This window comes from Aquibaculum arenosum (assembly GCF_029222965.1).
GTDB classification, from domain to species: Bacteria; Pseudomonadota; Alphaproteobacteria; order Kiloniellales; family DSM-21159; genus Aquibaculum; species Aquibaculum arenosum.
Map to the genome: position 1 here is coordinate 391,267 of NZ_JARHUD010000003.1, position 12,754 is coordinate 404,020.

General features: G+C 66.1%; 11 protein-coding genes. 1 reads left to right on the forward strand and 10 read right to left on the reverse strand.

Annotated features, from left to right (window positions below; genetic code table 11):
* Positions 1-73 precede the first annotated feature (73 nt).
* From P2G67_RS07010 to P2G67_RS07025, 4 genes are all read right to left on the reverse strand, one after another.
* Positions 74-1,093 carry a nucleotidyltransferase family protein gene (locus tag P2G67_RS07010; RefSeq protein ID WP_275821402.1) on the reverse strand — a complete coding sequence of 340 codons (1,020 nt, stop codon included), beginning with the start codon at positions 1,091-1,093 and terminating at the stop codon, positions 74-76.
* A 207-nt stretch (positions 1,094-1,300) separates the two neighbouring features.
* The gene (locus P2G67_RS07015; protein WP_275821403.1) at positions 1,301-2,626 is read right to left on the reverse strand and encodes an NAD(P)H-dependent oxidoreductase; all 1,326 of its coding nucleotides are present in this window, start codon (positions 2,624-2,626) and stop codon (positions 1,301-1,303) included.
* Complete coding sequence (locus tag P2G67_RS07020) at positions 2,623-3,417, reverse strand: phytanoyl-CoA dioxygenase family protein (RefSeq protein WP_275821404.1); 795 nt, start codon at positions 3,415-3,417, stop codon at positions 2,623-2,625. The genes P2G67_RS07015 and P2G67_RS07020 overlap by 4 nt, the downstream gene beginning before the upstream one ends.
* A gap of 55 nt (positions 3,418-3,472) precedes the next feature.
* Positions 3,473-4,150, reverse strand: a complete 678-nt coding sequence (locus P2G67_RS07025) for a GntR family transcriptional regulator (protein WP_275821405.1) — start codon at positions 4,148-4,150, stop codon at positions 3,473-3,475.
* Positions 4,151-4,309: 159 nt separating this feature from the next.
* Here P2G67_RS07025 and P2G67_RS07030 point away from each other — a divergent pair, with 159 nt between their 5' ends.
* Complete coding sequence (locus P2G67_RS07030; protein ID WP_275821406.1) at positions 4,310-5,287, forward strand: radical SAM protein; 978 nt, start codon at positions 4,310-4,312, stop codon at positions 5,285-5,287.
* Between the two features lie 17 nt (positions 5,288-5,304).
* Here P2G67_RS07030 and P2G67_RS07035 read toward each other — a convergent pair whose 3' ends face one another.
* The 6 genes from P2G67_RS07035 to infB form a co-directional block, all read right to left on the reverse strand.
* Positions 5,305-6,060, reverse strand: coding sequence for a glycerophosphodiester phosphodiesterase family protein (locus P2G67_RS07035; protein WP_275821407.1), 756 nt, complete (start codon positions 6,058-6,060; stop codon positions 5,305-5,307).
* Positions 6,061-6,153: 93 nt separating this feature from the next.
* Complete coding sequence (pnp, locus tag P2G67_RS07040) at positions 6,154-8,277, reverse strand: polyribonucleotide nucleotidyltransferase (protein WP_275821408.1); 2,124 nt, start codon at positions 8,275-8,277, stop codon at positions 6,154-6,156.
* A 236-nt stretch (positions 8,278-8,513) separates the two neighbouring features.
* Positions 8,514-8,783, reverse strand: a complete 270-nt coding sequence (gene rpsO / locus P2G67_RS07045) for a 30S ribosomal protein S15 (RefSeq protein ID WP_275821409.1) — start codon at positions 8,781-8,783, stop codon at positions 8,514-8,516.
* An 18-nt stretch (positions 8,784-8,801) separates the two neighbouring features.
* Positions 8,802-9,728, reverse strand: a complete 927-nt coding sequence (truB, locus tag P2G67_RS07050) for a tRNA pseudouridine(55) synthase TruB (protein ID WP_275821410.1) — start codon at positions 9,726-9,728, stop codon at positions 8,802-8,804.
* Positions 9,712-10,149 (reverse strand): 30S ribosome-binding factor RbfA, encoded by a 438-nt coding sequence (gene rbfA, locus P2G67_RS07055; protein ID WP_275821412.1) that lies wholly within the window; start codon positions 10,147-10,149, stop codon positions 9,712-9,714. The genes truB and rbfA overlap by 17 nt, the downstream gene beginning before the upstream one ends.
* A gap of 45 nt (positions 10,150-10,194) precedes the next feature.
* Positions 10,195-12,750 carry a translation initiation factor IF-2 gene (infB, locus tag P2G67_RS07060; RefSeq protein ID WP_275821414.1) on the reverse strand — a complete coding sequence of 852 codons (2,556 nt, stop codon included), beginning with the start codon at positions 12,748-12,750 and terminating at the stop codon, positions 10,195-10,197.
* Between the last annotated feature and the right edge of the window lie 4 nt (positions 12,751-12,754).

The following is a 12,754-nucleotide window of genomic DNA, read 5'->3' on the forward strand; positions in this document are numbered from 1 at the left end:
GGCCCGGGCGGTACTCTCTAATCAAGAGCGCAGGCGCGGCCATTGGCTGGGTCTGCGCTTTTTTTCAGGGCCTTCACGCAAGCGACCGGAGCGTTTCAGCAGTACGCGGCAAGCGGTTGAGGCTTGCCTCGAGGCGCTCGCGCCAGCGGGGGCCGCGCGACAGCGCATCCTGGAAGGCTTCCGCAAGATCATCGGGCCGGTCTTCGGCCAGCACGGCAATAAGGAACTCTGCCTGAGCGCGCTCCTTGCGCGCTTTCGCCTGGTCGGGGCCGCGCAGTCGGCGATCGGCGACGATCAGCTTGTGGATGGCGAAGCGTTCGGGGCGCGGGATCTGCACGAGCACGCCCGACCGGTAGAGCGCAATGGCGGGGATGGGCTCCGCGATGAGGAAGTTCAGGTAGTTCAGAGCCTGCGCGCTCACGCCGAGCGCCGGCAAGCGCTTGACCCGCTCGTCACCGAAAGCCGGTGTCAGAAACTCGACCATGGCCTGTCCCCGGCTCTGTCGCCACCTCCAGACCTGCCGATCATGAATGCCAAGCACGGGCTCGAACTTCAGTGCCTGGAGAATCTCGCCCGGAGTCTCTTCCACACGATCCTCGAGCGCGACCGAAAGACGCTCGAAGCTAGCGATATCCAGGTCTCCCGTCTGTGCCAGTTCCTCGGCATCGAAGCGCACACCCAGTTCCCCTTGGTAGAGGGCATAGGCGCCGGTTCCCACCAAGGTTCCGCCGAGCCGGAACACACCCGCCCGGGCGAAGGCAAGAAGCATGGACCCGCTGTCCCGGTCGGTTGCGATAAAGCCTTCGGCACGCAGGGTCCGTGCCAGGCGCGCCATCGTCTTCCTGCGTTCCTTTGCGTCGGCCTTGAGCTCAGTCGCCCGCGCCAGGCGCGCGCGCATCTCGGGCGTGTCCTCACCCAGGTAGCAGCTCTTCATTTCTGTTCCGAGCCGGAATTTGTCGTAGAGATAGGTGCGCCCGTTGCGCTGGCGCGCCTCGATGCTGCCGAGAATGCCGGAAGCGGTCTCGTCGAGGTGAAGCCTCAGGAGATCCTGATAGGCCACCTGTGCGGAGCGGGAGTGGGATAGGATGTCCATAGCGGTCGCTCACTGTGTGCATCAAACATATTATTGCTGCACACAGCGGGCAAGTGTGCAGCATAGTATTTTTTGCTGCACATAGTCCGCGCTCCATAGCTGGTAAGGCTGTAGCGCAGACCGTGTTCTTGTCGAACCGCTTTTCCCGCAAAAGGAAAGGGGCCGCGCCCGGCATCGAGGCGCGACCCCTTCTCACATTCGGTGGCTTTACTGTGCCGCCTGGGCCTTGGGCGCGAAGGCCGCTTCCATGGTGCGGCGGGTGCGGTAGGTTTCGTCGGCTTCGTTTATGTCGACGTCTGCCCAGGTGACCGGCTGTCCCGCCTGCACGGGCCGGATCAACTTGATGCCGTGGGCAAGGCCGATGGGCAGGCCGCCGATCGCCAGCGATTCTTCTGCTGGCATGAGCTTGCCCCAGACACAGAAGCCCCCCTCGCCATCGAGCTCCTCGCCGGCGGCCAGATCGCGCTTGGCTGTGGCAACCACGTCGCCGCGGAATCCCGTGGGCGCGCCGGTTGCCTCACCGCGCAGGGCGGCGGAGAGAACGGAGACCCCCAGTTCCAGCCCGATCAGGTGATAGGGCTTGTACATGGCGGCACGGGTGCCACTCGGGTCGGTGACCAGACCATACTCGCGGAAGCAGCGGGCGGTGTAGGGGCCTGGGGCCTCGAAGACCACGTAGACGCCCCAGCGCAGGTCGCGGAAGACCGGACGCCCGTCGCGTTCCACCGAGGAGATCACCTCCACCTGGCCCGGCGTCTCAAGCGCTCCGCCTTCCTGCCTCGGCCGCAGGATCAGCGGCAGGTCGTCGACGCCGCAGGCCGGGAAGGCCAGCCCCGCAGACGGCACGCCGAGGCCGGTGGCGTTGGCGACCGCCGCCATCTCGATACCGGACTTGGTGCCGTCCATGAAGGAATTGAACATCTGCGGGTTCATACCGCCCGCGGCTGCGTCTTCCGCCGTAATGCCGTAATGCCCCCAGACCGTATCGGGGGTCGAGGCATGGTAGGCGGGCAGATACTTGGTGCCCTTGCCGGCGGCAACGACCTCCATGCCCACGGCGCGCGCCCAGTCTACCATCTCGCAGATCAGCGCCGGCTGGTCGCCATAGGCCAGGGAGTAGACCACGCCAGCCTGCGCTGCTTCCTGGGCGAGCAGGGGCCCCGCCAGCACGTCCGCCTCGACATTGACCATGACGATGTGCTTGCCCGCCGCAATCGCGGCTCGGGCGTGGCGGATGCCGGCGGCCGGATTGCCGGTGGCCTCCACGACCACCTCGACGTCATCGCGCCCGACCGCGGCACTTGCGTCGTCGGTGAAGGTGGTCGCCGCAATCTGCTCACTGCTCCAGCCCACAGCTTCGCAGGCCTTGCGGGCGCGATCCGGTGACAGGTCGGCAATCGCCGCCACTTCCAGCCCGCGGGTGTGCGGCACCTGGGCCAGAAACATCGAGCCGAACTTGCCGGCGCCGATCACCGTGACCCGGATCGGCTTACCGGCGTCCATGCGGCGTTGCAAAAGGGCGTACAGATTCATGCAGCCTTCTCCCGGGCCAATTCCATTAGACAGTCGTCGTTCAGGGCCTCGATCGGAGTGAAGTCGCGGTGGGCGATCCATTCCTTGCGCTTGAACTGACGGATGTGATTGTTCACCTCGCAGAGCGAGAGATAGACGATGGTGCGATCATAGGGGCTGATGTTGCCCGGACTGGCATGCACCAGATTGCAGTGGAACATCAAGACCGAACCGGCCGGCCCGCGCGGTGCCACCAGCCCACCGTCCTTCGCCAGCCGCGACACCGTGGCCTTGTCGAGGGTCCAGAGTGGATAGGAGGTGCTCTCGAGATCGTGCCCCGCCTCCATCACGCCTGCCTTGTGACTGCGCGGGATGAACATCAGCGGGCCGTTGAACTCGGTGACGTCGTCGAGGAAGAGCGCGATGTTCATCGCCCGCGGCTCGGGCATGAGGTCATCGCGGGCCCAGGTGCCGTAATCCTGATGCCACTGCCAGACGTCGCCGTCGAAGGCACGCTTGGCGTTGATCTTGAACTGGTGCATGTAGACTTGACCGTCCAGAAGCTGCTGCACCGGCTCCACCAGCCGTGGATGAGCGCCAAGCCGCCGGAAGGCCTCGTTGTAAGTATGGGCAGCGAAGGCGGTGCGTACGGCTTCGCCGTCCTTCTCACGCCAAACCTCGTCACGCCGCTGGGCAAAGATGCCGGGCAATTCGTCGGTCAGAACCTTGGTTTCCTCGCGCGAAAAGCACTCGGGCAGGAAGACATAGCCATCACGCTCGAAGGCCTCGAGCTGTTCCTGGTTCAGTTTCATGGGATCGTTCCTCCGTGAATGGGCCGCTTCTTGCGAGCGGCTTGGATGGTAGAAATCAGGCAGCCTTGGCCGCGTCGCACAGGCGACGCCAGGTTTCGGCACCAGCGCGCGCCGTATGGGCTTCGGCCCGGTCCTTTGCGGTGCTGCCATCGCCGGCGAGCACGGCCGTCAGGATGGCTTCGTGCTCCTGCCAGTAGCGAGCCGCGAGGCCTGGGTCGCCCAGAGCGGCGCCCATGGCGCGGCGGAAGTGTGGCCATTGCAGCGCCGCAATCTCGACGATGACGGGGTTGCCGGACAGTCGGTTGAGGGCGTCGTGGAAGGCCACATCGGCAGCAATCAAGGCCGCACGGTCGGCGGTGTGCAGCGCGCGCAGCCCGACCTCAACGCTTTGCTGCGCCTCGGCGCGGGCATCGGGGTCGGCCCGGGTGATCCTGTCCGCAGCCAATTCGGCCGCGGCGCCATCCAGGGCGGTGCGCACCTGATAGAGATCGCGGATGTGGTCAGGATCCAACGGCGCCACCTGCAGGCCACGCCGGCCTCGCTCCACCAGCAGGCCGCAGCGGCGCAGCAAGGCCAGTGCGTGGCTGACCGGCTGGCGCGAGACGCCGAATTGGTCGGCCAAGGCCTCCTGAGTGACTGCTTCCTCCGGCGCCAGCGTGCCATCCGCGATGGCTTCTACCAGCCGGTCATACACCTGCTCGATCAGCGCTGGCTTCGGCGAAAGCGGTTCCATGGTGGCGCACCCGTTTGAATACTGAATTCAGTATGCGCAGTCGTAGCACAGCACGCAAGAAGAATGGCAGCGGACCGGCAGCCTCGCCATGCTTCCCCTTGTGACACTGCCTGGCAGTATGCACCTTCATCATGAGGACAAACCGGGAAGGACGGGCGAATGGCGCAACTCGAGCACAAGGCAGCAGCAGACAGGGTCGACCGCGAGACTTTGCCGATGGCAAAGTTTACCGACCCGCGGCACACCGCCACGGGCGAGCCGCGGGCACAGGTCGCCCTGTCGGGCCTGCGAACCCTTTGGCTCAACACGGGTACGCTGTGCAATCTGGCCTGCGCCAATTGCTACATCGAGTCCAGCCCGCGCAACGATCGCCTCGCCTATCTCAGCACTGAAGAAGTGGTCGGCTATCTGGATGAGATCGAGCACGAAGGGCTGGGCACCGAGGAGATCGGCATCACCGGCGGCGAACCCTTCATGAACCCGGACCTGCCGGCGATCCTGCGCGCCTGCCTGGAGCGTGGCCACTGGGTGCTGCTGCTGACCAATGCGATGCGGCCCATGATGAAGCAGGCCGAGGCCCTGCTGGCCTTGCGCGCGTTGGCGGCGGAACGGCTGACGCTGAGGGTGTCGCTGGATCACTACGGCCCAGCCGTGCACGAGGCGGAGCGTGGCCCGCGCAGTTGGGCGCCGGCCATTGCCGGACTGCGTTGGCTGACCGAGGCCGGCTTTCATGTCACCATCGCCAGCCGGCAGCTCTCCGGGGAAAGCGACGCGGCGCTGCGGGCCGGCTTTGCACATTTTTTTGCCGAGCACGCGCTGCCCATGGACGCCAATGACCCACGTGACCTGGTCATCTTTCCCGAGATGGACGAAGGCGCCGATGTGCCGGAGATCACCGAAGCCTGCTGGGGGCTGCTCGGGCGCCGGCCGGAGCAGGTGATGTGCGCCGAGAGCCGCATGGTCGTAAAACGAAAGGGCGCAACGCATCCCGTGGTCGTGCCCTGCACGCTCCTGCCTTACGACACCCGCTTCGAGCTTGGCGAAACGCTGCGCGACAGTGCCGGACCGGTGGCGCTCAACCACCCCCATTGCGCGCGCTTCTGTGTGCTGGGTGGCGCCAGCTGCGGGGCAGGCTGAAAGCGAAGGCCCTCGCCTCAGGCCGGTTCGTGCTTCAGGGCGGCGATGATCTGACCGGGGTAGTCGGTGATGATGCTGTCGGCACCCCAGCGACGGCAGCGCCGAGCCACCTCCGGGTCGTTCACTGTCCAGATCGCCAGGCGGTAGCCCCCTGACGTCACGGCCTCAGCAGCGGCCTGTTCCAGCTCTTCCCAGCCGAGATGGACGCTGACGCAGCCCAGCCGGGCTGCCTCGGCCGCCCAGTTCTCCGGTAGGCGCTCGGCCAGGTAGCCGCGCGGCAGATCGGGCGCGACGCGGGCCGCAGCTTCCAGGGCTGGCGTGGAAAAACTGGAAATCAGCGGCTGGGGCAGGTGCTCCGGCCAGTGCCGGCCGATCCACTCAAGGGCAATGCGCGCCGTTTCCTCTGCCTGTCCCGGGTGGGGCTTGAGTTCCACATTGGCACCCAGGCCCAACGCTCCCAGGCGCTCGACCACCTGCGCCAGGCATGGCAGGCGTTCGCCGGTCCAGGCGGGATTGAGTGTGCGGCCGATGTCGACCTGCGCAAGTTCGCTCCAGGCAAGCGCCGCCACTTCGTCCGGTCGGCCGCCGGTGCGCGCCAAGGTCTTATCGTGATGGACCACCGGAACCGCGTCCGCACTGAGCCGCACATCGAACTCGACCCAGGTGGCGCCCAGCGCCGCCGCCTTGTCCAAAGCGGCCAGGCTGTTCTCCGGGGCGTGGCCCGAGGCGCCGCGATGGGCGATCACCGGCGGCAGGGACGGCAGGGCGGTCATCACAAACACTCCATGAATAGAAAAAGGGCGGCGCCACGCTCCAAGCCTGGCACCGCCCTATGACGATCTCATCACCAAAACATGATGATGAGGTTACTCGCTGTCACCCTTCTGGGCTTCCAGGTCGGCGCCGGTTTCCTGGTCGACGACCTTCATGGACAGCTTCACCTTGCCGCGATCGTCGAAGCCGATGACCTTGACCCGCACCTCGTCGCCTTCCTTCACCACATCGGCGGTGGAGGCGACGCGCTGCGGCGCCAGTTGGCTGATGTGCACCAGACCGTCACGGGGGCCCAGGAAGTTCACGAAGGCGCCGAAGTCCATCACCTTCACGACCTTGCCCTTGTAGATTTTGCCCACTTCCGGCTCGGCCACGATGGACTCGATCCAGTCGATGGCGGCCTGCATGGCCGACTGATCCACGGCCGCCACCTTGATGGTGCCGTCGTCCTCGATGTCGACCTTGGCGCCGGTGGTCTCGCAGATCTCGCGGATCACCTTGCCGCCGGTTCCGATCACATCACGGATCTTGTCCTTGGAGATCGAGATGGTCGTGATGCGCGGGGCATTGGCAGCAACGCCCTCGCGGGCCCCGCCCATGGTCTTGGCCATTTCACCCAGGATGTGGGTGCGGCCGCCCTTAGCCTGATCCAGGGCAATCTCCATGATCTCCCGCGTGATGGAGGTGATCTTGATGTCCATCTGCAGCGCGGTGACGCCGGTGTCGGTGCCGGCCACCTTGAAGTCCATATCGCCCAGATGATCCTCGTCGCCCAGGATGTCGGAGATGACGGCGAAGTCATCACCCTCCTTGATCAGGCCCATGGCGATGCCCGCCACCGGACGCGGCAGCGGCACGCCGGCGTCCATCATCGACAGCGAAGTGCCGCAGACCGTTGCCATGGAGGAGGAACCGTTGGATTCGGTGATCTCCGAGACCACGCGAATGGTGTAGGGGAAATCCTCCTTCTTCGGCAGCAGCGGCCGGATGGCGCGCCAGGCCAGCTTGCCATGACCGATCTCGCGCCGACCCGGCGAGCCCACACGGCCAGCCTCGCCGACGGAGTAGGGCGGGAAATTGTAGTGCAGCATGAAGTGCTGGCGGAACTCGCCCTCCAGTGCATCCACGAACTGCTCGTCCTGGCCGGTGCCCAGCGTCGTGGTCACCAGTGCCTGGGTCTCGCCGCGGGTGAAGAGCGCCGAGCCGTGGGCGCGCGGCAGCACGCCGGTCTCGCTGACGATGGGCCGCACGGTCTTGGTGTCGCGCCCGTCAATTCGCGGCTTGCCGGCCAGGATCTGGCCACGCACCACGTCGCTTTCCAGGGCCTTGAAGACCCCGGAAAAGACCGCGAGCTTGTCCTCGTCCTCGCCCAGGGAGGCCAGTGCATCGGCCTTGACCGCAGCGATGGCTGCCTGACGCTCCACCTTGTCGGCATTGCCGTAGGCGGCGGTCAGCGCTTCGCCGAACTGGCTTTTCACGCTTTCGTAGACCTCGGCCTTGGCGGGGGGATCCTCGGCCACAACCCAGGGATCTTTCGCGGCCAGTTCGGCGAGATCGATGATCGCATCGATCACCGGCTGCATCTGCTCGTGGCCGAAGTTCACCGCACCCAGCATGATCTCTTCGGAGAGCTCTTGGGCTTCCGATTCGACCATTAGCACACCGTCGTTGGTGCCGGCGACAACAAGGTCGAGCTGCGACAGCGGCATCTCATCGAGTACCGGGTTGAGCACGTACTTGCCGTCGATCCAGCCGACACGCGCGGCCGCGATCGGCCCCATGAAGGGCATGCCGGACAGGGTGAGGGCGGCCGAGGCACCGATCATGGCGACCACGTCCGGGTCGTTCTCCAGGTCGTGACTCAGCACGGTGCAGATGACCTGGGTCTCGTTGCGATAGTTCTTGTGGAACAGCGGACGGATCGGCCGGTCGATCAGGCGCGACGTCAGCGTTTCCTTTTCGCTCGGGCGACCCTCGCGCTTGAAGAAGCCGCCGGGGATCTTGCCCACGGCAAAGGTCTTCTCCTGGTAGTTGACGGTCAACGGGAAGAAATCGAGGCCCGGCTTGGGCTGCTTGGCGCCCACGGCGGTGCAGAGCACCACGGTTTCGCCATAGGTGGCGAGCACGGCACCGTCGGCCTGGCGGGCGATACGCCCGGTCTCCAGAACGAGCTTACGCCCGCCCCAGTCGACTTCCTTGCGGTGGATGTTGAACATGGAAAGTCGTTCCTTGACTCACGGCCGGCTGAACAAGCGTACCGGACCCGCGCAAAAGGCGCCGCAACGGCATAGGGCCGCGGCGACGCCGCTTACGACGGCCCGGTCACGCAGACAGCGGGCGTGCCGGCCGGCCGCCCGCGCTGCTGCGAAAAAAAGGGTATGAAATAGACGCGCCGGCCCCGAGCGCAGGGCGTTCGCGGGCCGGCTTTGCGTCATCCTGATGGCTCGGCGCCTTAACGGCGCAGACCCAGGCGCTGGATCAAGCTGTCGTAGCGGCTCCGATCCTTGGCCTTGAGGTAGTCGAGCAGGCGTCGCCGCTGTCCGACCATCACCAGCAGGCCGCGGCGGGAATGGAAATCCTTGCCGTGGTCCTTGAGGTGGCCGGTCAGATTGGAGATGCGCTCGGAAAGAATGGCGACCTGAACTTCCGGGGAGCCGGTGTCGTTCGGCTTGGTCGCGTACTCGGTGATGAGCTCCTGCTTGCGCTCGGCAGTGATCGACATCGATGATGCCCTTTCGTGTCAAAGGTTGAGCACTCGGACCGGGCGGAGTTCTCCGGCCTCGAAACGGGCAATGGCCACCAGCTTGCCGCCGGACATGGCGCAAACGGTGTCACCCGGTTCAAGGTCTCGGACTCTTTCGGCTTGCGATCGCGACAGCAGGGAAATCGCCTGCCCGCTGCGCATCCGCCCCGCCTCGGGTTCCGTCAAGGCCAACGCCGGGATGTCGTCCAGCGCGGTCTCGACCGGGAGCACCTGCTCCACGGCGGCGGCACAATGCTCGCCCTGCTCCAGGCTGTCCAGTGAAATTGCGTCCTCTTCGGTGAAAGGGCCGACGGCCAGGCGCCGAAGTTGCGCGATGTGGCCCAGGCAGCCCAGAGCATCGCCCAGATCGCGTGCCAGGCTGCGCATGTAAGCGCCTTTGCCGCTCCCGACCTCGAAGACGGCGTGATCGGCGTCGGGCATGTCCACCAGTTCGAAATGGTCTATGCGCACCGGGCGGGCTTTCAGTGTGACCGCTTCTCCGTCGCGCGCCAGATCATAGGCGCGCTGTCCGTCCACCTTGATGGCCGAGTAGGCTGGCGGAACCTGTTCGATCAAACCGACGAAGCGCGGCAGCACCGCCTCGATGGCCTCGCGGCTCGGGCGCAGGTCGCTGCGCTCCACCACCTCTCCCTCGGCATCGTCGCTGTCGGTGCGCTCGCCCCAGCGCACGGTGAAGCGATAGGTCTTGTCGCCTTCCATGACCCAGGCCACCGTCTTGGTGGCCTCGCCGAAGGCAAGCGGCAAAAGGCCGGTGGCCAGAGGATCAAGCGTGCCGCCATGACCGACCTTGCGGGCATCGAGCAGGCGGCGCACGCGATTGACCACGTCGGTCGAGGTCATGCCCGACGGCTTGTCGATGACCAGCCAGCCGTTGATGTCGCGGCCCTTACGTCGACGCGCCATCGTCGTCCTCCTGCTCTCCCGACGGCTGGCTTTCGCTCGCCTCGATATCCTGGCGCACCCGCTCGCTGTGCAGCAGGCGGTCGATCCGCTCTGCCTCGTCGAAGGAGGTGTCGAGCCGGAAATCCAGGCGCGGGGTGTAGCGAAGCTCCACCACATCAGCCAAGCGCCGTCGGAAGAAGGGGGCGGCCCGTTTCAACGCCGGGAGAATGGCATCGCGGTGCTCGCCCGCGAGCGGCAGCACGAAGGCGGTGGCGTTTTTGATGTCCGGGCTCACCCGGACTTCGGAAACGGTGATGCTTGCGGCACGCAGCGCCGGATCATGCGCAGTGCCGTCATTGATCAACCGCGCCAGCTCATGTCGGAGCAACTCTCCCACCCGGAGCTGGCGCTGGCTGGGTGCCTTGCCTTTGGAACGAGTCATGCGCGGGCGAACCCCCGCCGCGCCCTGGCGTCCGTGCGGGACGGATCAGAGCGTGCGGGCGACCTCCTGGATCTCATAGCACTCGATGCGGTCGCCGACCTGAATGTCCTGATAGTTCTCGAAGGCCATACCGCATTCGTAGCCTTGTTGAACTTCCCGGACCTCATCCTTGAAGCGGCGCAGCGTCTTCAGGGTGCCGTCGTGGATCACCACGTCGTCGCGCAGCAGGCGGACCTTGGCTCCGCGCTTGACCATGCCTTCCGTCACCATGCAGCCGGCGACCCGGCCAACCTTGGTGACATTGAAGGTCTGGCGAATTTCCGCGTAACCCAGGAACTTCTCGTTCTGCTCCGGCTCCAGCATGCCCGACAGGGCTGCCTTCACGTCGTCGATCACGTTGTAGATGATCGAGTAGTAGCGGATCTCCACGCCATCGCGCTTGGCCAGTTCGCGGGCCTGAGCGTTGGCGCGCACATTGAAGGCGATCACCAGCGCCCCGGTGGCTCGCGCCAGGGTGATGTCCGACTCGTTGATGCCACCCACTCCGGAGTGCAGCACGTGGGCCCGCACCTCCTCGGTGGAGAGCTTATCGAGCGAGCTCAGGATGGCTTCGAGTGAGCCGTGCACGTCGGACTTGATGACCAGCGGCAGGTTGGCGGCCTCGCCTTCCTTGATCCGGCTGAGCATCTGCTCCAGCGAGCCGCGGCCCTTGGCCGTGGCAGCCTGTTGTGCCCGCTTCTTGCGCTCGGCGCGGAAGGACGCAACCTCACGGGCCCGGGCGTCGTCTTCGACCACCACAAAGTCCTCGCCGGCGTCCGGCGTGCCTGTGAGGCCGAGCACCTCCACCGGCACCGACGGGCCGGCTTCTTCGACCCGCTCGCCGCGGTCGTTGATCAGGGCGCGCACGCGCCCCGACTCGCTGCCGGCCACGAAGATGTCGCCGACACGCAGGGTGCCGCGCTGCACCAGAACCGTGGCCACCGAGCCACGGCCCTGTTCCAGGCGCGCCTCGATGACGGTACCCTCGGCCGGCCGGCCGGGGTTGGCCTTGAGGTCGAGCAGCTCGGCCTGGAGCAGGATGGATTCGATCAGGTCGGGCAGACCCTCGCGGGACAGTGCGGAGACCGGAACGCAGATGATGTCGCCGCCCATGCTTTCGGGCACGAGATTATGCTGCAGCAGTTCGGTCATGACCCGGTTGGGGTCGGCGCCCGGCTTGTCGATCTTGTTGATCGCCACAACGATGGGCACTCCGGCCGCCTTGGCGTGACTGATGGCTTCGACCGTCTGGGCCATGATCCCGTCGTCGGCCGCGACCACCAGGATGACCACGTCGGTCACCGTGGCGCCACGCGCCCGCATGTCGGTAAACGCGGCGTGGCCCGGGGTGTCGATGAAGGTCAGGCGCTGCCCGCCTTCGACCTCTACCTGATAGGCGCCGATGTGCTGGGTGATACCGCCAGCCTCGCCACCGGCGACGTCACTCTTGCGCAGCGCGTCCAGCAGCGACGTCTTACCGTGGTCGACGTGGCCCATGACCGTGATGACCGGCGGGCGTGCCTGCAGGTCGGTCTCGTCCTCGTCTTCGCGCTTGAGACCGACCTCGATGTCCTCGTCCGAAACCCGATGGGCACGGTGGCCAAATTCCTCCACCACCAGTTCGGCGGTGTCGGCGTCGATGGTCTGGGTGATGGTGGCCATCACGCCCATCTTCATCAGGGTCTTGACCACCTCGCCGCCGCGCTCGGCCATGCGATTGGCCAGCTCCTGGACGGTGATGGCCTCGGGAATGGTCACGTCACGCACGATTTTCTGGCCTTGCTGCAGGCGCTCACGGGCGCGCTGCTTTTCACGTTCACGTTGCCTGCGCACTGCGGCCAGGGAGCGCTGGCGCGTCTCCTCCTCGCCGTCGTCCAGGGCGCGGGTGATGGTCAGCTTGCCCTGGCGTCGCTTCGGTTCGCCCTTGGTGCGCGCAGGCGCAGGCGCCTTGACGGCCGCCTTCTTGCGACCACCGCGAGGGCCAGAGTCTTCCTCTTCCGCCGGACGTGCCGGGGCGCGCTCGACCTTCGCCTTTGCAACCGGCTCCGCCGGCTGTTCAACAGGCTGAGGCGCGGGTGCGGCCTCCGGCTGAGGCGCCTCAGGCTCGGGCGCCTGGGCTGGTGCGGCGCTATCCGGCTCGGCCTTGCGGCGGGCTTCCTCGTCAGCGGCGCGCTTCGCCTCTTCCTCGGCGCGCTGCTTGGCTTCTTCCTCGGCCTTGCGGCGGGCTTCCTCTTCAGCCTGACGCCGGGCTTCCGCTTCCGCCTTGCGGCGTGCTTCGTCCTCGCGGGCCTGTTCAATGGCACGCATGCGCGCCTCGCGCTCGGCGCGAGTCAGGCCGTCATCGCCATGAAACTCAGGGCGCTCGGCCGCAGGTGCCTGCTCGGCGGTCTCGCCAGGGCGGTACACCCGTTTGCGTCGCACTTCGACCTGTACGGTCTTGCTGCGGCCATGGCTAAAGCTCTGCCGTACCTGCCCGGTCTCGACTGTCTTCTTCAGTTCGAGCTTCTTGGGCCGATTCAGGGTCAGCTTTTTTGCGTCGGTCTTCTCGTCGGTGCTCGTCATCTTT